This is a genomic window from Streptococcus mitis (assembly GCF_002005545.1).
GTDB lineage: Bacteria > Bacillota > Bacilli > Lactobacillales > Streptococcaceae > Streptococcus > Streptococcus mitis_I.
Genome location: NZ_LBMT01000001.1, coordinates 1760292 through 1782576 on the forward strand (window position 1 = coordinate 1760292; position 22285 = coordinate 1782576).

At 41.4% G+C, this 22285-nt stretch carries 21 protein-coding genes and 1 other annotated feature; of the genes, 3 read left to right on the forward strand and 18 right to left on the reverse strand.

Annotated elements, in window-relative coordinates; genetic code table 11:
- The first annotated feature begins 255 nt into the window (after positions 1-255).
- The gene (locus QS39_RS08940; protein ID WP_180374974.1) at positions 256-495 is read left to right on the forward strand and encodes a hypothetical protein; all 240 of its coding nucleotides are present in this window, start codon (positions 256-258) and stop codon (positions 493-495) included.
- 77 nt (positions 496-572) lie between these two features.
- Entirely contained in the window at positions 573-1397 is an 825-nt protein-coding gene (locus QS39_RS08945; RefSeq protein ID WP_077805282.1) for a peptidylprolyl isomerase, read from the forward strand.
- Positions 1398-1536: 139 nt separating this feature from the next.
- Here QS39_RS08945 and QS39_RS08950 read toward each other — a convergent pair whose 3' ends face one another.
- From QS39_RS08950 to QS39_RS08980, 7 genes are all read right to left on the reverse strand, one after another.
- Entirely contained in the window at positions 1537-3078 is a 1542-nt protein-coding gene (locus QS39_RS08950; protein WP_077805283.1) for an ABC-F family ATP-binding cassette domain-containing protein, read from the reverse strand.
- 1 nt (position 3079) lies between these two features.
- Complete coding sequence (locus QS39_RS08955) at positions 3080-3562, reverse strand: VanZ family protein (RefSeq protein ID WP_077805284.1); 483 nt, start codon at positions 3560-3562, stop codon at positions 3080-3082.
- Entirely contained in the window at positions 3562-4647 is a 1086-nt protein-coding gene (rlmN, locus tag QS39_RS08960) for a dual-specificity RNA methyltransferase RlmN (protein WP_077805285.1), read from the reverse strand. The genes QS39_RS08955 and rlmN overlap by 1 nt, the downstream gene beginning before the upstream one ends.
- Before the next feature lie 19 nt (positions 4648-4666).
- Positions 4667-5197, reverse strand: a complete 531-nt coding sequence (locus tag QS39_RS08965) for a YutD family protein (protein ID WP_077805286.1) — start codon at positions 5195-5197, stop codon at positions 4667-4669.
- A gap of 156 nt (positions 5198-5353) precedes the next feature.
- Positions 5354-5959 (reverse strand): superoxide dismutase SodA, encoded by a 606-nt coding sequence (gene sodA / locus QS39_RS08970; protein ID WP_077805287.1) that lies wholly within the window; start codon positions 5957-5959, stop codon positions 5354-5356.
- 324 nt (positions 5960-6283) lie between these two features.
- Positions 6284-7321: a DNA polymerase III subunit delta gene (gene holA, locus QS39_RS08975; protein WP_077805288.1), complete on the reverse strand. Its 1038-nt coding sequence runs from the start codon at positions 7319-7321 to the stop codon at positions 6284-6286.
- A 33-nt stretch (positions 7322-7354) separates the two neighbouring features.
- Complete coding sequence (locus QS39_RS08980; RefSeq protein ID WP_077805289.1) at positions 7355-8290, reverse strand: dihydroorotate oxidase; 936 nt, start codon at positions 8288-8290, stop codon at positions 7355-7357.
- Between the two features lie 229 nt (positions 8291-8519).
- Here QS39_RS08980 and gdhA point away from each other — a divergent pair, with 229 nt between their 5' ends.
- Entirely contained in the window at positions 8520-9866 is a 1347-nt protein-coding gene (gene gdhA, locus QS39_RS08985) for an NADP-specific glutamate dehydrogenase (RefSeq protein ID WP_070842577.1), read from the forward strand.
- A gap of 94 nt (positions 9867-9960) precedes the next feature.
- On the opposite strand, the gene QS39_RS08990 is transcribed toward gdhA, so the two are convergent.
- The 11 genes from QS39_RS08990 to mecA form a co-directional block, all read right to left on the reverse strand.
- Positions 9961-10605, reverse strand: a complete 645-nt coding sequence (locus QS39_RS08990) for a TetR/AcrR family transcriptional regulator (protein ID WP_077805290.1) — start codon at positions 10603-10605, stop codon at positions 9961-9963.
- A gap of 16 nt (positions 10606-10621) precedes the next feature.
- A complete protein-coding gene (locus tag QS39_RS08995) occupies positions 10622-11626 on the reverse strand; it encodes an NADP-dependent oxidoreductase (protein ID WP_077805291.1) in 1005 nt (334 codons plus the stop codon).
- A gap of 279 nt (positions 11627-11905) precedes the next feature.
- Complete coding sequence (gene rplL / locus QS39_RS09000) at positions 11906-12274, reverse strand: 50S ribosomal protein L7/L12 (RefSeq protein ID WP_001196965.1); 369 nt, start codon at positions 12272-12274, stop codon at positions 11906-11908.
- 72 nt (positions 12275-12346) lie between these two features.
- Positions 12347-12847 (reverse strand): 50S ribosomal protein L10, encoded by a 501-nt coding sequence (gene rplJ, locus QS39_RS09005; RefSeq protein ID WP_001287273.1) that lies wholly within the window; start codon positions 12845-12847, stop codon positions 12347-12349.
- Positions 12848-12885: 38 nt separating this feature from the next.
- Positions 12886-13021: a sequence feature (ribosomal protein L10 leader region), on the reverse strand.
- A gap of 77 nt (positions 13022-13098) precedes the next feature.
- Positions 13099-14358 (reverse strand): TRZ/ATZ family protein, encoded by a 1260-nt coding sequence (locus QS39_RS09015; RefSeq protein ID WP_077805292.1) that lies wholly within the window; start codon positions 14356-14358, stop codon positions 13099-13101.
- Positions 14359-14459: 101 nt separating this feature from the next.
- The gene (locus tag QS39_RS09020) at positions 14460-16208 is read right to left on the reverse strand and encodes an ABC transporter ATP-binding protein (protein WP_077805293.1); all 1749 of its coding nucleotides are present in this window, start codon (positions 16206-16208) and stop codon (positions 14460-14462) included.
- Between the two features lies 1 nt (position 16209).
- The gene (locus QS39_RS09025) at positions 16210-17934 is read right to left on the reverse strand and encodes an ABC transporter ATP-binding protein (RefSeq protein WP_077805294.1); all 1725 of its coding nucleotides are present in this window, start codon (positions 17932-17934) and stop codon (positions 16210-16212) included.
- Positions 17935-17994: 60 nt separating this feature from the next.
- A complete protein-coding gene (msrB, locus tag QS39_RS09030; protein WP_077805295.1) occupies positions 17995-18933 on the reverse strand; it encodes a peptide-methionine (R)-S-oxide reductase MsrB in 939 nt (312 codons plus the stop codon).
- A gap of 217 nt (positions 18934-19150) precedes the next feature.
- A complete protein-coding gene (thrB, locus tag QS39_RS09040) occupies positions 19151-20020 on the reverse strand; it encodes a homoserine kinase (RefSeq protein WP_077805296.1) in 870 nt (289 codons plus the stop codon).
- Position 20021: 1 nt separating this feature from the next.
- On the reverse strand, positions 20022-21308 hold the full coding sequence (locus QS39_RS09045; protein ID WP_077805297.1) for a homoserine dehydrogenase: 1287 nt from the start codon (positions 21306-21308) through the stop codon (positions 20022-20024).
- 150 nt (positions 21309-21458) lie between these two features.
- Complete coding sequence (mecA, locus tag QS39_RS09050) at positions 21459-22196, reverse strand: adaptor protein MecA (RefSeq protein WP_077805298.1); 738 nt, start codon at positions 22194-22196, stop codon at positions 21459-21461.
- Between the last annotated feature and the right edge of the window lie 89 nt (positions 22197-22285).

Sequence of the window (22285 nt, forward strand, 5' to 3'; positions counted from 1 at the left end):
TTTGGATGCTTGGCTTCTAAATCCCAAGCCTGTTCCCAAAAGAAACATGGAATTATTAACAGATGATTTACTAGCAGGAGATATCATTCTACTCTGGAGAATCCAGTTTGGCACTTTTACCACCGAAACCTGGTTTCCTAAATACTTCGAGTACACTTATGGTATTGATACCCCTAAGCATCTAAAACTCTGGTAGAAAAAGGTTATACTGTCATTGAAACTGCATTTGACTCACTTGACCATCTGAATGCTACAATGAAAAAGAATATTCTGAAAAGCAAGGGAATTGCAGGACTATCTAAGATGAAGGCTGCCGATCTGGACCAAGCCCTTCATGACAACTTTTCAGAAGAAGAATTAGCAAGTCACTTTTCGATTCGTGGCTACAAATTGACTCCAAAGGGGAGCAGATACTGGAACAATACAAGGGAATTATCGACCGTCATCCAAAGAAAAATCTCTAAGCAAGCGACTTTCTGGTTGCCTTCCTCTTAAACTACCTTGTCACTAATATTTGAAATCCACTTCCTTTTAGGGTACAATGGTAGAAATAAATTTTTGAGAGGAACAGAATGAAAAAACTAGCAACCCTTCTTTTACTATCCACTGTAGCTCTAGCTGGATGTAGCAGCATCCAACGCAGTCTGCGTGGTGATGATTATGTGGATTCTAGCTTGGCCGCTGAAGAGAGCTCCAAAGCAGCAGCCCAATCTGCCAAGGACTTAAACGATGCTTTAACAAACGAGAATGCCAATTTCCCTCAACTTTCTAAGGAAGTTGCTGAAAATGAAGCCGAAGTCATTCTCCACACAAGTCAAGGAGATATCCGCATTAAACTCTTCCCTAAACTGGCTCCTCTAGCAGTCGAGAACTTCCTCACTCATGCCAAAGAAGGCTACTATAACGGCATTACCTTCCACCGTGTCATCGATGGCTTTATGGTCCAAACTGGAGATCCAAAGGGAGACGGTACAGGTGGTCAGTCTATCTGGCATGACAAGGATAAGACAAAAGACAAGGGAACTGGTTTCAAAAACGAAATCACTCCTTATCTCTATAACATCCGTGGTGCACTTGCGATGGCTAATACTGGTCAACCAAACACCAATGGTAGCCAGTTCTTCATCAATCAAAACTCTACAGATACCTCTGCTAAACTCCCTACAAGTAAGTATCCAAAGAAAATCATCGAAGCCTACAAAGAAGGTGGAAATCCTAGTCTAGATGGCAAACACCCAGTCTTTGGTCAAGTGATTGACGGAATGGATGTTGTAGATAAGATTGCTAAAGCCGAAAAAGATGAGAAAGACAAGCCAACTACTGCTATCACAATCGACAGCATCGAAGTGGTGAAAGACTACGATTTTAAACTCAATGAAAATCAAAGAGCAAACTAGGAAACTAGCCGCAGGCTGTACTTGAGTACGGCAAGGCGACGTTGACGAGGTTTGAATTTGATTTTCGAAGAGTATTAAATCTTAAAAACCAAAAAATACAGTACCCACATTCGGTACTGTATTTCTTTTATCCTCATTTTTAAGTTAGATTATTAAAATCCCAGATTTGGTCCATCCAGCCTTCATAGAAGTCTGGTTCGTGACAGACCATAAGAATAGATCCCTTGTATTCTTTAAGAGCACGTTTGAGTTCATCCTTGGCATCCACATCCAAATGGTTGGTCGGCTCGTCCAGCACTAAAACGTTGTTTTCACGATTCATCAAGAGACAGAAACGAACCTTGGCTTGTTCCCCACCTGACAAGACCTGAATTTGGCTTTCGATATGCTTGGTTGTCAAACCACAACGGGCAAGGGCTGCACGAACTTCTGCTTGGTTGAGAGCTGGGAAGGCATCCCAGACAGCCTCTAGTGGTGTTTGACGATTGCCACCTTCTACTTCCTGCTCAAAGTATCCAAGTTCTAGGTAGTCACCGCGTTCCACTTCCCCAGCGATTGGTGGAATAATGCCCAAGAGACTCTTCAAGAGAGTTGTTTTCCCGATACCATTTGCCCCGATAATAGCAACTTTCTGATTACGTTCAAAAGTAAGATTTAGTGGCTTAGTCAGAGGACGTTCATATCCAATCTGCAAATCCTTGGCTTGAAAGATAAATCGCCCTGGTGTACGAGCTGGTTTAAAATCAAAGGAAGGCTTTGGTTTCTCACTTTGGAGTTCAATGATGTCCATCTTATCCAATTTCTTTTGACGAGACATGGCCATGTTTCGTGTTGCAACACGCGCTTTGTTTCGAGCCACGAAGTCCTTGAGGTCCGCAATTTCTTTCTGCTGACGTTCGTAGGCAGCCTCCAGCTGTGATTTCTTCATAGCATAGACTTCTTGGAACTGGTAGTAGTCACCAGAGTAACGCGTCAGCTGTTGATTTTCCACATGATAGACAATATTGATAACGTCATTTAGGAATGGAATATCGTGTGAAATAAGGACAAAAGCATTCTCATAGTTTTGGAGATAACGCTTGAGCCAGTCAATATGCTCAGCATCCAAGTAGTTGGTCGGCTCGTCCAACAGCAAGATATCGGGCTTTTCAAGGAGGAGTTTAGCCAAAAGCACCTTGGTTCTTTGCCCACCTGACAAAGAGGTTACATCTGTATCCATGCCAAAGTCCATAACACCAAGGGCACGCGCTACTTCGTCAATTTTAGCATCCAAGGTATAGAAATCACGACTCTCCAGACGGTCTTGGAGTTCTCCCACTTCTTCCATGAGAGCATCAACATCTGCTCCGTCTTCAGCCATTTCCATATAAAGGTCATTGATACGGACTTCTGCTTTGAAAAGCTCATCAAAAGCAGTGCGGAGAACATCGCGCACCGACTGCCCCTCAGCAAGGACAGAGTGCTGATCCAAGTAACCTGCCGTCACATATTTAGACCACTCAACCTTCCCTTCATCTGGCAACATCTTACCAGTCACGATACTCATAAAGGTCGATTTCCCTTCACCATTGGCACCGACCAGACCGATATGTTCTCCCTTGAGGAGACGGAAAGATACATCTTCAAAAATTGCACGGTCACCAAAACCATGACTCAGATTTTTAACTTCTAAAATACTCATTTTAATTCCTTATCTTGTTTTTATGTAATCGTTTATAAAGTAGCCAAGCCAGATAGCCACCCAAGGTATTGGTCCACAAATCATCAATCTCAAAGACGCGATTAAAATCAAAGAAAAAATCTAAGACCAACTGCGTACACTCGATTCCAAGACTCACTAGAAAACTAAAAAGAAGCACTTTTCTTGTCTTACGCAAGTTTGGAAGGAGATAAAGGAGTTGGAACATCAGAGGAAAAAGCAAGAAGACATTAAGGATATTTTGTAGAAAAATCCAAGATAATTGTCCTATGTCACTCACTTCACCCAGTTTCCAGAAAGAATTGAAAGGAGTCAAAAGAAAAACCAGGCGTCCAAGATGCTGAATACCTGGAGTTTCCACCCCCACAGGAGAATGTTCTTGAGGAGTAAAGCAAAAGTAAATGATACAAATGCTATAGAAAATGACTCCCCAGATCAAAACATGATTATAAGTTTTCTTCATCATTAAGGATTGACTGCTGCGACTGCTTTCTGGCGGTCACGTTTCATTGTATTAGAACGCAACTGTCCACAAGCTGCATCAATATCAGTACCATGCTCTTGACGAACAACACAGTTGACCCCTTTTTTCTTAAGCGTATCATAGAAGGCCAGGACGCGCTCTTTGGGACTACGGCTATATTGGTCATGCTCACTAACTGGGTTATAAGGAATCAAGTTGACATAAGACAATTTCTTGATGTTCTTGAGCAATTCAGCCAATTCCAAGGCTTGTTCTACACCGTCATTTACTTCATTGAGCATGATATACTCAAAGGTCACACGGCGATTGGTTGTTTCGATGTAGTACTCAATAGCAGCAAAGAGTTTTTCAATCGGAAAGGCACGGTTAATCTTCATGATGCTTGAACGCAATTCATTGTTAGGCGCGTGAAGAGAAACGGCAAGATTGACCTGAACTCCTTCATTAGCAAAGTCACGAATTTTATGAGCCAAACCTGAGGTTGAAACCGTGATGTGACGAGCACCGATGGCCATTCCTTTATCATCATTGATAGTACGGACGAAATTCAAGACATTATTGTAGTTATCAAATGGTTCACCGATACCCATGACAACGATATGGCTGACGCGCTCGTCCTGACCACGCTCATCAAAGTATTTCTGAACCAGCATGATTTGCGCTACGATTTCACCGTTATTGAGGTCACGTTGTTTCTTAATCAAACCAGAGGCACAGAAGGTACAACCGATATTACATCCGACCTGAGTGGTCACACAGACAGACAAACCATAGTGTTGACGCATGAGTACTGTCTCAATCAGCATTCCATCTGGCAATTCAAAAAGATATTTAACTGTCCCATCAGCAGACTCTTGAACGATACGTTGTTTCAAGGGATTGACCACAAACTGGTCATTAAGCTTAGCAATCAAATCCTTGGAAAGGTTGGTCATCTCTTCAAATGACTGGATACGTTTACGGTAAAGCCATTCCCAGATTTGATCTGCACGGAATTTCTTTTCTCCCTGCTCCAAAACCCATTCCTGCATGGTTTGACGTGTTAAACTATAAATTGACGGTTTCATTTCTTCTCCTTATTCCTACTCACTTCTGACGAATGACAAAATGACGTTGCCCCTTGTCCTCTTTCTGAGAATGCTGGTCTTTCTGACGACGTCTATTTTTCTTATCTGCATTCGGTTTTCGTTTTGTTTGAGCCGATTTCTTTCCTTTTCTAGAAGGTGTTTCTTCTTCCTTCTTACGCATTTTCTTGTCAAATGATGCTCGCTTAGGGGCTTCATTTTCTAAGACAAAATAGGCACAACCATAACTACAATACTCTAAAAGGTAGTCTTGTAAACGACTGATTTTTTCAAGTTTTTCTTCTGTTCGGTCATCCTTGTAAAAACCTCGTAGGCGAAGCTGTTCGTTGCTCCAGTCTCCCACGATATAATCAAACTTGGTTAAGACTTCTGAAAAACGCTGATTAAAAGCCGTCACATCAAAGGCATCCTTGATATTTTCCACCAAGGAAAAAGCGAGTCCTTCCGTTTCGACCTTGTCCCCGTGTAAATGAAACTCAGGACCAGGAAACTTGTTATAGTTGTATAATTCAGGTGCAATTTCTTTTCGCATAGATATCCTTTTTCCACGATTACTTAATACTTTATTCTACCATAATTTCTAGCACTTAGCACGTTTCTCATAAAAATGAAAAAAGTCTGACGATTTTGTCAGACAAAAATAATATAACCTTAAAAAGAGAAGAACAATTCTTCCCTCCAACTATCATTATTTAGCTGCTACGTACAATTCATCTACTTTGTTCCAGTTGATCACTGAGAAGAAAGCTTTGATGTAGTCAGGACGCACGTTGCGGTATTTCACGTAGTAAGCATGTTCCCAAACGTCCAAGCCCAAGATTGGTTTTTTACCTTCTGAGATTGGTGTGTCTTGGTTTGCTGTTGAAGTCACTTCAAGCTTCCCTTCTTTGTTGACAACCAACCATGCCCATCCAGAACCGAAACGAGTTGTTGCTGCTGCAGTGAAGGCTGCTTGGAATTCTTCGAATGAACCAAATGTTGCATCGATTGCTGCTCCAAGTTCTGCTGATGGAGCTGTTTTTTCAGGAGTCATCAATTCCCAGAAAAGAGCGTGGTTCAAGTGTCCACCACCATTGTTGATAAGCGCTTGACGGATATCAGCTGGGATAGATTCTACATCAGCAAGCAAGGCTTCAAGATCTTCACCGATTTCAGGGTGTTTTTCTAGAGCTGCATTGGCATTGTTGACATAAGTTTGATGGTGTTTGTCATGGTGCAAGTGCATTGTTTCCGCATCGATGTATGGTTCCAAAGCGTCGTATGCATATGGAAGATCTGGTAAGATAATAGCCATCTGTAATACCTCTTTTTCTTTCTATATGAAAATGATAACGCAAACATTCACTTTTTTCAAGTTTTTTGCTTATAGATGAAAAAATCACTGAAATACTTTCTAATAATACTCTTCGAAAATCTCTTCAAACCGCGTCAACGTCGCCTTGCCGTAGGTGTAGTTACTGACTTCGTCAGTTCTATCCACAACCTCAAAACACTATTTTGAGCAACCTGCGGCTAGCTTCCTAGTTTGCTCTTTGATTTTCATTGAGTATAAAATAAGTAAATCACTAAGAAACCCACGACAAGATAATCTTGACGCGGATTATAGTTTCAACAAATGTCAATTGACCTGACTAGCAATCTGTAAGAGTGCCTTTTCAAAAAGGAAACCTTTTTCATAAAGACCTGTTTTAATCTGATAGTCTGTCTCAATCAAATAGGAAATAGCTTGCTTCAAAAAGCTTAAGGAAAGTCCTCGCGAATCCCTCAGCGCAAACTTAATCTGATAGGGATTTGGATTGCGTCCGAGAAAACTTCCCAGACTACTTGCAATCTGAGATTCTGTTTGCCCAGACTCCGACAAAATTTTCACCTGAGTAAAAGTCCGAAATTGTCCTAGCATGACAGCTATGAGCTTAACTTCGTCTTCTCCTTGCAAGATCAAGTCTCTAACCAAGTCGCGAGCCTGGTCCATCTTTTTAGTCAGAATAAACTGAGTTAAATCAAAAATATTGTCCTGCAAGGTCTTGGGAATAGCATTGACAATATCCTCTTCCTCGATAACAGAGTCTTCCTTATAGGACTGTAAAAAGAGGAGATTTTTCTGAATTTCGCTAAATTGAAAACCTGACTTGACGAGAAGATTTTCAAAAGAATGATTGGCAAACTGCAGACCTTGTTTCTGGCTCCACTTTTGGAAATACTGGCGCAATTCTTGTTCTTTGGCTTCTACTGCATCAAAGACCTTGGCATCACGCTTCAGTAATTTAACCAACCGCCTTTTGCTATCCAGTTTTCCTTCCGCAAATATCAACAACTTGGTTGTTGGCGAAGGATTGTCAAGGTATTCCTCAAACGACTTGAGTTCATCATCTGTTAAAAAGCGTTTCTTGGCTGTTGTGATATCGACAAAATGATCCAATATCACGATTTTCTCATCAGCAAAGAAAGGAAGGCTGACCAACTCCAGTTCCACATCCTTGTAGATCACTTCTTTCATATCAAAGTAGGCAAAGTTGAGGTCTGCAGAATCATAGCCAATCTGTTTCAACACTTGACTCTTCATCACTTCAAACTGACCCTGGTCTGTCCCTGTAAAAAGGCTCAGGTTCGGTAGATTTGCTAGAGTCAGTTTTTGACTTTCTTCAATGGCTAGCATCTTCTCTCCTTTCTTCTGATTTTTCGATTTAATTTAGTCAATATAGCGCAATTTCCCACGGAAATCTTCTAGGCTTTCGTACCCTTTTTCCGCCATGATTACTTTCAGTTCATTGGTAATGCGGTCAAAAGCACTGACTCCTTCTTTGTGAAGAGTGGTTCCCACCTGCACCATACTTGCTCCACAGAGGATATGTTCAAAGGCATCACGACCAGTCAACACGCCACCTGTTCCGATGATTTGGATTTGAGGGTTTAAGCGTTGATAAAATGCGTGAACATTAGCAAGAGCAGTCGGTTTGATATACTCTCCACCGATGCCACCGAAACCATTTTTAGGACGAATAACGACAGACTCATCTTCTATATAAAGGCCGTTTCCGATAGAGTTAACACAGTTGACAAACTTGAGTGGGTACTTGTTAAAAATAGCTGCCGCTTGGTCAAAGTGAACAATATCAAAATATGGTGGCAATTTAATTCCAAGAGGTTTGGTGAAGTAGGAAAATACTTCTGCCAAAATCCGGTCTGTTGTCTCAAAATCATAGGCAATCTGAGGTTTTCCTGGAACATTTGGACAGGAGAGGTTTAGCTCAGTCAGACCACAAAAATCACTCTCTTGGACTTTTTTCAAGATAGTATGGGTTTCCTCTGGAGACATGCCGACTAGAGATAGGAAGAACGTTCGGTTTGGCTCCTTTTCCTGCAAGTCCAAAAGATAGTCCAAATAATAGTCTAAGCCCTTATTTGGCAAGCCCATAGAGTTGATAGAACCAAGGGGAACATCTTGATAGCGTGGCTCAGGATTTCCCTGACGAAAGTCCAAGGTCGCTGTCTTGGTCACAAAAGTTCCTGCCACTGAGTTTTTAACCCCTTCCAGCTCCTCTATCGTCATACAAGCCACACCTGCTGCATTCATCAAACAATTGTCAAACTCAAAACCAGCAATTTGCGTTTTCGTTGATACCATGATTCTGATCCTCCAGATTCCTTTTATTGCTAATATTATACCACATTTTCAGATTTTCTCTTTGAGAAAGGCATTTATAAGAAAAACGTTCGTTTTTTATCTACTTTCAAAAAATCCCAAAAACTAAATTGAAAGAATTTTTAGAAAATTTTTGTTTTTTCTCTTTACAGTTAAAAAAAATTCTGCTATAATGACACACATAATTAAATTAGAATTTAAGGAGAACGATATGACATCTGCTAAAGAATATATCCAAAGCGTGTTTGAAACTGTAAAAGCTCGTAACGGGCACGAGGCTGAATTCCTCCAAGCTGTTGAAGAATTTTTCAACACTTTAGAACCTGTATTTGAAAAACACCCTGAGTATATCGAAGAAAATATCTTGGCACGTATTACTGAGCCAGAACGCGTGATTTCTTTCCGTGTTCCTTGGGTTGACCGTGATGGAAACATTCAAGTAAACCGTGGTTACCGTGTTCAATTCAACTCTGCTGTTGGGCCATACAAAGGCGGACTTCGTTTCCACCCAACTGTAAACCAAGGGATTTTGAAATTCCTCGGATTTGAACAAATCTTTAAAAACGTCTTGACTGGTCTTCCTATCGGTGGAGGTAAAGGTGGATCAGACTTCGATCCTAAAGGTAAAACAGATGCTGAAGTAATGCGCTTCTGCCAAAGCTTCATGACTGAATTGCAAAAACACATCGGACCATCACTTGACGTACCTGCTGGTGATATCGGTGTTGGTGGACGTGAGATTGGTTACCTTTACGGTCAATACAAGCGTCTTAACCAATTTGATGCTGGTGTCTTGACTGGTAAACCTCTTGGATTTGGTGGTAGCTTGATTCGTCCAGAAGCAACTGGTTACGGTTTGGTTTACTACACTGAAGAAATGCTCAAAGCTAACGGTAATAGCTTTGCTGGTAAGAAAGTTGTCATTTCAGGTTCTGGTAACGTTGCTCAGTACGCGCTTCAAAAAGCGACTGAACTTGGCGCAACTGTTATCTCTGTATCTGACTCAAATGGTTATGTCATCGATGAAAACGGTATTGACTTCGATCTTTTGGTTGATGTTAAAGAAAAACGTCGCGCTCGTTTGACTGAGTATGCTGCCGAAAAAGCAACTGCAACATACCACGAAGGTTCTGTATGGACTTACGCTGGAAACTATGATATCGCTCTTCCATGTGCGACTCAAAACGAAATCAACGGTGAAGCAGCTAAACGCTTGGTTGCTCAAGGCGTTATCTGTGTATCTGAAGGTGCCAACATGCCAAGCGACCTTGATGCCATCAAAGTTTACAAAGAAAATGGTATCTTCTACGGACCTGCAAAAGCTGCCAACGCTGGTGGTGTAGCAGTTTCAGCCCTTGAAATGAGCCAAAATAGTCTTCGCCTCTCATGGACTCGTGAAGAAGTTGATGGACGTCTCAAAGATATCATGACAAACATCTTCAACACTGCTAAAACAACTTCAGAAACATACGGTCTTGATAAAGACTACCTTGCAGGAGCTAACATTGCTGCCTTTGAAAATGTAGCAAATGCTATGATTGCACAAGGTATTGTTTAAGAATCATTCGCTTAATCCTCAATCGCTCCGATTGGGGATTTTTATGTTGGCTTCAAAAAAACTCACCATTAACAGTGAGTTTTAACATCAGAATTTATTTTACTTTCATTAGGGCAGATGACAAACATTCAACAATCTCATCAACTGCTTTATCTATGTTTATAGTTCCTTCATCATTCAACATCATTGGAATAAGATAAGAAAAACTCAATGCTAAAATGTATCGAACAATTCTTTCATTTGACCAATTTAGAATAAGTCCTTTTTCTTTAAATTGATTTAAAACAGGGCTAATTGGTTCTATTATAGATTGAACAATAATATTTCCTAACTGGATAGAAAGATTTTTATCAATAAAAGAACGCCCCAAGAGAATTTTAACATGCATTTGGTTCTCCTGAATGAAAAAGAGCCTATCTCGAACAATACTTTTTAAAAAGAAGGGAAAAGTTTCCTGATCTACTGTGAATTTCTTTTCTGAGAAATCCGCAATCACTTCTGGAATAACCTGTTCTAGAAAAGTAGATAAAATGGCTTCTAAAATACCTTCCTTTGTTTTAAAGTAACTAAAAACCGTTCCTTCTGACACTCCAGCGCGTTCGGCAATAAGGCTGGACGTTGTATTTTCAAATCCAATTTCTGAGAATAATTTTAAGCTTGATAATAATACTCGACGTTGTTTCAAGCTCAAGTTGCTAACTTCTAACGTCTGAGCATACTTTTGTTCTAAACTTTCCATCGCTAGCACCTCTCTTCTACTCTCTTACTTTTACGACTTTTTTGCCTCGACTGTGTCCCATTTTCAGACTACGATAGGCTTCTCTAACTGACTTTAGAGAAAAGTCGTACACTTGATCAATTGTCAGCTGAACCTTCCCGTCTGAGACCATTTCAGCTAAAGTGCTAAAATCATCATATGTGGAATGTCTCGGACCAGTAAACTGAGCACCTTTTATCATAACATAGGGCGAAGGTACTAATGTCCCAATAGCTGTCCCCTTCAAGCCTAAACTAAAAGCCAATCTAACATAATCAGATCCATAACAATCCAAAAATTTTGTAATAGGCGTTGGACTAGCTGATATAAGAGCCTTCTTGATATTCTCTTCGTAACTTACTGGTATGGCACCTAAAGACTTCAGATACTCTGCATTTTTCTTACTTGCAATTCCAATCACTGTCGCCCCCTTAGCAACTGCATACTGTACTGCAATACTTCCAATACCTCCTGCTGCAGCTGAAATAACAACAGTATCTCTTGAATTTAAACCTATTTTTCTAAAAGCCCCACCTACAGTTAGAGCAGCTACTCCCATAGTAGCTGCGTGAGTCATGTCAATCATCTCTGGTTTCAATACAATTTCCGATTCATTGACACAAATCTCTGTTGCTAAAGCTCCCCTCTTAGTTCCCAAACCAGGATCACTAATCATTGTTCCAAACACCTTATCTCCTACTGAAAACCTAGTTACTTCATTTCCAACTTCTGTAATAACTCCAGAAAAATCTCTTCCCACACCTCTTGGAAATAAAGATGATTTAGATTCAAACCAACGACTTGGTTTCCTTAATTTCGTTATAAAAGATAGAAATCGAAGGGGTTTCGCTCCCTCAAAAGTTTTATAATCAATAGGATTTAAACCAACAGCATGAACTTCTACTCTCACCTGATTTACATCCAAGGGTGCAGAGTCAATCTTCAGCAAATCCAAGACCTCTTCGTTACCGAAACGACTGTACTCTATTGCTTCAACAACCATTTTCTTTACTCCTTAATTTCACAAAAATTGAGTGAACACTCATTTTTATAAATTATACTCTTAATTTGTAAGAAAATCAATATTATCGTTTGATAACGATTTATGGCATGATACAAATATCTATCATTTCGATTTACCAATATGATTCTTTCAATCTAACTCTCCTCACTTTTAAAAATTCCTTTCCCTTTTTTGCCCCCTGGCACATAAAATAAAAAACCGCTAGTCCTAAGAATAGCGGTTTAATCATGTTTTTAAGCTACTAATGTAGTCGCTCTATTATTTAAGAGTAACTGAAGCTCCAGCTTCTTCCAATTTAGCTTTGATTTCTTCAGCTTCTGCAGTTGCAACGCCTTCTTTAACAAGTGCTGGTGCACCGTCAACAAGTTCTTTAGCTTCTTTAAGTCCAAGACCTGTGATTTCACGTACAACCTTGATAACGCCAACTTTTTTGTCGCCTGCAGATGTCAATTCAACGTCGAATGAATCTTTAGCAGCACCAGCGTCAGCAGCACCAGCTGCAGCAACAGCTACAGGAGCAGCTGCAGTTACACCAAATTCTTCTTCGATAGCTTTTACAAGGTCGTTCAATTCAAGGATTGAAGCTTCTTTAATTTCAGCAATAATGTTTTCAATGTTCAATGCCATTGTTATTTCCTCCAAATATGTTTTAAATTTATAATAGATTTTTGTAGCTAGGCTACGCTGCGTAGCTTAAGATTAAGCTGCGTCTTCTTTGTTGTCTGCAACCGCTTTGACTGCAAGAGCAACGTTGCGCACTGGCGCTTGAAGTACAGAAAGGAGCATAGAAAGAAGTCCTTCGCGGTTTGGAAGAGTTGCAAGTGCAAGAATCTCTTCTTTAGATGCGACAGCGCCTTCGATTGCACCACCTTTGATTTCAAGTGCTTCAGCGTTTTTAGCAAAATCGTTCAAGATTTTCGCTGGTGCGATAACATCTTCGTTAGAAAATGCTACTGCAGATGGTCCAACAAATACAGATGCAAGATCTTCAAGACCAGCTTTTTCAGCTGCACGACGCAAGATTGAGTTTTTAATCACTTTATACTCAACTTCGCTTCCACGAAGCTCACGACGAAGAACTGTATCTTGCTCAACTGTCAAACCACGAGCGTCTACAACGACGATAGATGCAGCAGCTTTCATTTTTTCAGCTACTACGTCAACTAGTTCCGCTTTTTTAGCAATAATTGCTTCACTCATTAGTGTGTTCACCTCCGTTATTATTTTGCTTGGGGAATTTTTCCAAAAGAAAAACGCGCCCAAACCTAGACACGAAAGTACAATACGCTTCTTTTTACATGATACGTTTTGTCCTCGGTAGGATACTTATGAGTCGAGCTCCCCTACTGTCTTAGGCAGTTTTTTCAAACCGTATATAAGTATAGCATAGTCAAAAAAAGAATGCAAGATTTTTGCAAACTTTTTTTTAAAATTTTTTCGTGATTTTTCTTTTAAAGTTCTACCGTCAAAACTTTACCTTGCTTGACAACCTGTTCTCCTGCAATATAGACATCATCAACATCACTGGATTTGACAGCATAAACCAGGTGAGAGAGCATATTTTCTTGGGGTTGAAGATGGATTTCCCCTTGTGGTTGGATGACCAGAAAATCTGCTTGCTTGCCAACTTCCAGACTTCCTATCTGTTCTTCCATTCCAAGAACCTTAGCCCCTTCGATTGTCAGAGCCTTGAGGGCTGTTTCGATTGGGAATTGGCTGGCATCTCCGCTATTCATTTTCTGAAGGAGGGCTGCAGTCCTTCCTTCCTCAAACATATCTAGATTGTTATTGGAAGCAACCGAGTCCGTCGCAATTCCCACTGCTACTCCTGCTTTTTGGAGCTGGATGATTGGAGCAATCCCTGAAGCCAGTTTGAGGTTACTGATAGGATTGTGGGCAATAGCCACTTGAGAAGTTGCCAAGCGTTCAATTTCTCTCTCGTTTAGTTCGACCCCGTGAGCAAAGACAGACGGATAATCTAAATATCCCAGTTCTTCTAAGAAAGCAAGGGGGGGTTTGCCGTAGCGTTTCAGGATAATGCCTGATTCCTCCTTGGTCTCCGCCACATGCATATGGATTGGAATAGCAAGGTCTTTTGCCATATCTAAGCTTTCTGCCAGCAAGTCTCTACTACAGCTGTAGGGAGAATGTGGGGCTACCATCACCTTGAAATTTGGATTTTTATATCCAATAATTTCTTCAATGATTGCTCGAGTTCTGCTTATAGTTTCAGCAGTTGTCTCTGCCTCTGAAGAAAAGAGGGTCGGTGAGAAATAACAACGCATCTTGGAAACTTTCACTTCTTGATAAATCCGTTCAATATCCACACCATTGGGATTATACATATCGTTGAAGGTTGTTGTTCCTGACTGGAGCATTTCTGTCAGCGCTTCTTTGACCGCCTTGGTAGTCATGTCTGGAGTAAACTCAGCTTCTGCAGGCCAGATATAGTCATTGAGCCATTCATGGAGATTACTATCATCTCGAATCCCTCTCAAACCTGTCATAGCAGAATGGGTATGACAATTGACCAAACCAGGCATGATCCAGGCCCCCTGATAGTCTATAATCTGCTCAGCTTGCTCTAAAATCTCTGACTTATCTTGACCGACATAGACGATTTGAGAATCCTTAACGGCTAAGATTCCATCTAGATAGACATGGAAATCTTGGTCACAAGTCACGATATTTACATGCTGATAGACTTTCATTGTTTTTCTCCTTCTAAGGCCTTGATTTTTTCTAGCTATTGTAACAAAAAAGTCACCCGAAGGCAACTTTTTTCGTCCATAAACTTTCAAAAGAGAATGGCTTATTCAAAGCTAAAATCTGCTGCTTGCTGCATTTGATAATACTTACCCTTTCGAGCCATGAGTTCCTGATGGCTCCCATACTCAACAATGTCGCCATCCACCAAGACAAGAATCAAATCCGCATCCTGAATGGTTGACAAGCGGTGAGCAATGATAAAGCTTGTGCGCCCCTTCATGAGTTTAGCAAATGCATCCTGAACTAGCACTTCTGTCCGTGTATCGATGGAGGAAGTCGCCTCGTCTAAGATGAGAATCTTTGGAATAGCCAGAAAGACTCGGGCAATGGTCAAGAGCTGGGCTTGACCGACAGAGAGAGATTCTCCTGCATTTTCCAACTTGGTATCGTAACCCTGCGGCAACTGTTGGATGAAAAAGTCTGCATTGGCTGCTTTGGCAGCAGCAATCACTTGCTCCCGACTAGCATCAGGATTTCCAAAGGAAATATTGTCATGAATGGTCCCTTGCTTGAGCCAGGTTTCTTGGAGCACCATTCCAAACTGCTGGCGTAAAGAGGCACGACTATAGTCATAAATGGATTTCTCATCCAGCAAGATATCTCCAGAGTTAATGGGATAAAAACGCATGAGAAGATTGATAAGGGTTGATTTTCCAGCACCTGTCGGACCAACGATAGCCACCTTGCTACCAGCTGGAATATCGATAGATAAGTCCTTAATCAAAATCTTTTCAGGATTGTAGCCAAAAGAGACCTGTTTAAAGGAAATGGCTCCCTTAACTTGGTCACTGGTCAAGACTTCCTTACCTGTTTCAGCAACCTCTGGACTTTCTAAGACAGCATAGACGCGCTCTGCGCAAGCGAGAGCACTTTGCAACTCGGCTAGAACTGAAGAAATATCGTTAAAAGGCTTGGTGTATTGCTGAACATAGTTCAAAAAAGTCACTAAGCGTCCAATGGTCAAGGTAGAGCCCATCATGATACGATAAGCACCCACTCCAGCTAAAAGAGCATAAATGAGTGCATTGACAAAGCGAGTCGAAGGATTGACCGTTGATGAATAAAAGATGGCTGACTGAGAATAGCCTGCGTAGTTGTCATTAGCCTCACACAGCCTTTGGATAAACTCTTCCTGAGCATTGAAGGACTGGATAATGGTTTGCTGGCTAAGCGATTCTTCAATCAACTGAGTCTGAATTCCCCTCGTCTCCGTTTGCTTTTGGAAGAGATGATAGGAGCGTTTGGCAATAAAGCGTGAGATTACCATAGACAGTGGCGTCAACAGCAAGACCAAAAGAGTCATGAGGAGATGAATTTGAAGCATGGCTAGAATACTAACCAAAATCATCAAAACACCAATGAAAAATTGGTTAAAAATCATGGTCAAACCAGCTGATAACTGTTCTATATCCGTGGTTACACGACTAACCATCTCTCCACTGCCCTGCCGATCCACAAAAGCAATCGGTAAGCGATGGAGCTTATGGATGATTCGCTCTCGCAAGTCTCTGGTATAAGAAAAAATTAGGCGATTATAAAGAAGAGGATTGACCCACTGCACAAGGGTATTTCCTATGACCACCAAAATCATTTGGAGAAAAATCTGCCAAAAAACTGGTGCAGAGCCAGTCACTAGGACTTGGTCGATGACCTGCCCAATCAAGATAGGTAGGTAGATTGATAGGGCAACCTGAACAATAGTTCCTAGAAAGGCTAGGAAAAGAAGGAAGGGATGACTTGCAAGGTCTTTAGCCAAACGTTTGAGTGTTTGATTTGCAGTTTGTCGTCTCATGCTAGTCCTCCTTACCATGTTGGGATGCATTGATTTCGCGATAAACTTGACTGGATTTCATCAAGTCCTCGTGCTTTCCGATAGCTAGTAACTCACCTTTTTCCAAGAGAAGAATCTGGTCAGCCATCTGTAAAGTCGATGTTCTTTGAGAAATCAAAATTAAGCTCGTATTTGGCAAATTTTCTCGAATAGCTTTCAAGAGCCTAGACTCGGTAATAGTGTCGAGGGCCGAAGTCGCATCATCTAGGATGAGAAACGGAGCCTGGCGCAAGACTGATCGTGCGATAGACAGCCTTTGTTTTTGACCGCCCGAGAAATTTCGACCTCCTGCCTCAACTAGAGCATCCAAGATTCCTTCCTTTTCACTGACAAAATCCTTTGCTTGCGCAATTTCCAAGGCCTGCCAGAGTTCTTGGCCAGTTACTTCTTGATCTAAACCTAGAGTCAAGTTGGAACGAATGGTTCCTTTAAAGAGTTCGACTTTTTGGGGCACATAGGCAATCCAAGACCGCCACTGCTCAAGATTACGAGGACTAGATCCATCTCGATAAAGGTCAATGCTCCCCTTGTCTGCTGGATAAAGTCCTAGAATGAGTTGCACCAAACTTGATTTACCAGAACCCGTTCCCCCAATAATACCAAGGATTTGTCCTTGAGTCATATCAAAAGAAATGTCTCTCAGAGAAGGCTGGGCCGCATCAGGATAGGTAAAGGTTAATTCTTGAACTTGTAAAATCTGCTCGCTGGTTGCTTTCTTTTGTTCTAATTTTGAATGAATATCTTCTGGAGCCTCAGCAAAAACTTCCTCGATTCGCTTGGCTGAGATATAGGACTGATTGAGAGAATTGATCAGCATGGCGAGCTTGACCAATTCCACCAAAATCTGCAAGAGGTAGTTGATAAGGGCAATCAGGGCACCTTGACTGAGTAAACCTCCTTGAATTGAAATATAACCCTGCCAGATAATAACGAGGAGAGTTCCATTGACAATCAGATAGGTCAGAGGTGTTAATAAACTAGACCAGAAACCTGTCTTTTCTTGTAATCTAGCATAGACTTGGTTAAGGGTTTGAAAAAATTGTAACTCTCGTTTTTCTTGACCAAAAGCACGAATAACCCGCATCCCTTGTAATTGCTGGCGCGTTTCCTGAACCAGTTGGTCCGTTTTCTTTCTGAGACTACTGTAGAGAGGATTGACCAGTCGAGATAGCCCTACAATGACGATAGTCAAAATCACAACCATGACCAAGAACCAGAAAGTCAGCTCAGCTGAGATTCGATAAGCCATAAAAATGGCACCAAAAACAATAATAGGTGCTCGTAAAAAGAGACGCAGGAATTGATTGATCCCAGTCTGAATCTGGTAGGTATCCGAAGTCAAGCGAGTGACCAAGCTAGAAGTTGTCAAACGGTCTCTGCTATCCTTGGGCAAGGAAAGAATATGACGATAGAGGTCGTTTGTCAATTCATTGGCAAATCCTACCGCTGCCTTGGCTGAGTAAAACTGAGCTACCAAGGCCACCACAACGCCAATCACTGCAAATATAAGGAGCAGACCAATCTGCATCCAAAGATGTCCTTGATTTCTCTGAGGCAAGGATTGGTCAACAATCCCAGCAATCACCATGGGAACCAAGAGCTCAAAAATAGCTTCTAACAGCTTGAACAAGGGGGCTAAAATTGATTCCTTGATGTAGGGTTTGAAGTAAGATAATAGGTGTTTCATAAATCCCTTCTATTCGTTTTCTAGAAATGAAGAAAGTGGGAAGCACCCACCCTCTCAGTTTTATTTGTTTAAGTAAGGTAATAGATAGCCATATCCTGCTTTTTCCATCTCATCCTTGGCCACAAAGCGCAAGGAAGCCGAATTGATACAGTAACGAAGGCCACCTAATTCCTGGGGTCCATCTGTGAAAACATGACCCAAGTGGGCATTGCCTGACCGAGAACGAACTTCGATTCGCTCCATTCCATGGCTGAGATCCTTGTAGTAGTGAATCAATTCCTTGGAAATCGGACGGCTAAAACTTGGCCAACCACAACCTGAGGCAAACTTATCCTTGGCAAAAAAGAGTGGCTCACCCGTCGTGATGTCTACATAAATGCCCTCTTCAAAAGTTTGGTCATAAGCATTACTAAACGGAGCCTCTGTAGCAGCTTCTTGGGTGACACAGTAGGATTCTTCAGTTAGGCTTTCCTTTAACACCTCTTGACTAGGCTTTTCATAGTTGGCTGCATCAATCAATGGCTTCTCAGCATCGGTCACATCGATATGACAGTAACCCGAAGGATTCTTCTTAAGATAGTCTTGATGGTAGTCTTCAGCCAGAATGTAGTGGCGAAGTTTCTCCACCTCTACTGCAATCTTTCGGCCAAGCATGCGCTCCTGCTCCTGCACCACAGTGTAGACAGTTGGCAAGTCTGCTTCATCTTGGTAATAAATCCCAGTACGATATTGACGACCACGGTCATTCCCTTGTTGATTGATGGATAAAGGGTCGATAACTCGAAAATAATAAAGTAAAATCTCTCTGAGTGACACTGCCTTCTCATCATAAATCACTTGCACCGTTTCTGCATGGTCTGTTTCCTTGAGCAGCTGATAATTGGTCGTTTCGACTTGTCCATTAGCGTAGCCGACACTGGTTGCTAGCACTCCAGAAATGCGTGAAAAATATTCCTCTAGGCCCCAAAAACAACCACCTGCTAGATAAATTTCTGCCATCTTTATTTCTCCTTTATCAAGTTTTTAACTAATACTCTTCGAAAATCTCTTCAAACCACGTCAGCTCTATCTGCAACCTCAAAGCAGTGCTTTGAGCAACCTGCGGCTAGCTTCCTAGTTTGCTCTTTGATTTTCATTGAGTATAAACTTCTTTTCAAAAAAAGGATAGGAAGCCCTCTGGTCAAGAGTTTCCCCATCCTATCTTCTATTCTTTTCTTTATTTTGCTTCTACACGAACACCTTGGGTATCAACTTTCAAGTCATGCAGTTTTCCTTTGAAGGGTTGCTTTTCCAATTCTTCCTTAATCGTTGGCATCTTGTCATGAGAAGCCAATACCATAACTGTCGGCCCAGCACCAGAGAGGTAGGTTGCATAGGCACCATTTTCTTTGGCCACTTGCTTAATCGTCGCAAATTCTCTCACCAAGTCCTGACGATAGCGCTCGTGGAAGAGATCTCCCTCGATTGCTTGACCAGCTGTCACCATGTCTCCTGCCAACAAGGCCGCAACCGCCACATTGGCGATAGAACTAGCTGCAACAGCTTCCTTGTAAGACAATTTCTTAGGCAAGACGCCACGGCTGTCTCGAGTACGCAATTCATAGTTTGGAATGTAGGCTAGGAAATCACATTCTGGGAAGTCTGCTACGATAGCAGAAACTTGTCCATCAACGGAACTTGCAATAACGAGATTACCATAAATGGCCGGAGCTACATTGTCAGGGTGTCCTTCAATCTTAGTTGCCAACTGTAATTTTTCATGGTCAGATAAGTTGAGATTTCCCAGTTGGTTAGCTAGTTCAATCCCAGCAACAATAACAGAACTGGAAGAACCCAAACCACGCGCTAAGGGAACATCACTTGTCATTTTCAAGCGTCTTGGTGGTAAATCTGGCACAATTTGCAAAGCAATTTTGAGCAAGAGATTACGCTCGTCATGTGGAATCCATTTGCCAATCTGGTGTTCAATCAGCCACTCATCTCGTTCTTCACAGACCTCAATTTGAAGATACTTGGTTACAGCTACACCGACCGAGTCAAATCCTGGCCCGATATTGGCACTGGTTGCAGGTACAATAATCTTCATTTTATTCTCCTAGCACCTTGAAGGTATTCAAGAGGTCGAATTCTGAAACCTTCTTCAATTCAGCTGAGACATTTTCAAGCTGGGCTTTATTAATCTTGTGTGTAATGATGACAACACGCGCCTTGTCACCATCTTTTCCATCTTGGAGGATTTGCTTGAAGGAAATATCTTGAGCGTTGAAGATTTCAGCCAATTTCAAGACCTGACCTTTTGAGTCTGGAGCCAAGATTGAGAAGTAGTAATTTGCTTTGACATCTTCTGGATTTGCCAAGACCAAGTCACGGCTGTATTCGTTGAAGTCTTTACCGATGGTTCCATCATTCAGGCGACGAACGATACGGACAATATCCGCCACCACACTTGTTGCTGTTGGTTTTTGACCAGCACCTGGTCCGTAGTACATAGACTCACCGATACCAATAGATTCTACAAAGACAGCGTTCATTACGCCATTCACACTAGCAAGTGGGTGCGCTTTAGGTAGGAAGGTTGGAGTTACTTCTGCAGCAATACCTGAAGGAGTTTCTTCGATTGAACCAACCAATTTCACTACATAACCCAAGTCTTGGGCTACAGCTACGTCTTCTGGTGTAATATTGCGGATTCCCTTGTGGGCTACATCATCAAAGGCAACCTTCATGCCAAAGGCAAATTGGCTCAAAATAACCATCTTGTAGGCTGCATCAATCCCATCTACGTCATTTGTCGGATCGCTTTCTGCAAAACCAAGTCTTTGCGCTTCCGCAAGAGCATCGTCGTAAGACCATCCTTCTTCCACCATCTTGGTCATCATGAAGTTGGAAGTTCCATTAACCACGCCAAGGACACGAGTGATTTTATCAGAAGCTAAGGAATTTGCTAAAGTACGAAGAATTGGAATCCCACCAGCTACTGCTGCCTCGTAGTAAAGTGCTACCTTGTTAGCTTTAGCGATTTCTAACAATTCTGCACCATGGACAGCCAAAAGGTCCTTGTTAGCAGTAACAACGTGTTTCCCAGCTTCCAAGGCACGAGTGATAAAAGTCTTAGCAGGTTCGATACGCCCCATCAATTCCACTACGATAGTAATATCTTGGTCTGACAAAATATCATCCACATTGGTTACAAAGTTAAAGTCATTCCCTGCTGCAAGCAAGCGATTCTTTTCATCTTCATCCTTGACCAATACCTTGGCAACTTCAATATCTGAATGTGCTGATTGAGTGATTTTTTCTCCGTTTTCCTTTAGGAGGAAAGGCACACCACTTGCAACGGTACCAAATCCTAGTAAAGCAATTTTAACTGTCATGTTTGTCTCCTCGAAATTTTCTAATATAGCCATTATAACAGAATTTTGTGAAAATTCCTATTATAGTAAATCACTATTTCAGTATAAAAAGAAAAAACGAATCAGACGATTCGCTCTTCTCAAAATCTAGAAAAAGCTTTCCAGAAATGATTATCCGATTTTTTGCAGATTAAGCACTGCATCGTGATTCATCAAGACTTGGCCATACTCTTGCAAGACTGAGCGACTGATGTCGCTATCGTCCGCAAACTCGCGCATACGGGCCAACAGCCAAGCTGGATATGGACTTGGATGATTTTCAATATCCACCAAAATGGTCAAATAATAGCGCTCATTCATCTTGTAGAGTTCAGAAGTTTCCATCTCAAAAGTCACTGTCTTGGCAAAAGCCACCAAGTCAGCTAGTTTTACAAAAGAAAGAATGTAGTAGATGTAAGGCTCTTTCTTGCTTTCAACTTCTTGTTGTTCCTGCTCCTGCTCTTCTTCCTTGGCTTCGACTTGCTCTAGAGATTGAATGGCTTCGATATCATCCTTGGTTTTGTCTGCGATGCTTTTTTCTAAGGTTTTAATAAACTCATCTGGCGACATTTGAGCCAATTCTTCCATATCTGGTAAATCCGATAAATCTTCAAAATCTAGATTTTGGTCAATCTTTGATTTGGTTACAAAAACATCGACCTTATCAGGTTTTGGAGTCACACGGAAGCTCAACATGCCTGTATCCAGAAAGCTATCAGGCATCTCTAACTCATCCAAGATAGCATAAAAGAACTCTTCTGTTTTTTCTTGAGGAACAAGAAAGTCAGCAATCTCCATGCCACGATCCATCAAATCCTCTAAAGACATCGTGATTTTCAAAGTTGTATCACTAATTTGTTTCATTTTCATTGCTAGTAACCTCATACTTTCAGTTCTATCTATTATACTAGATTTTTACGATTTTATCAAAAGAATGGAGCGAGAATGTGATATAATAC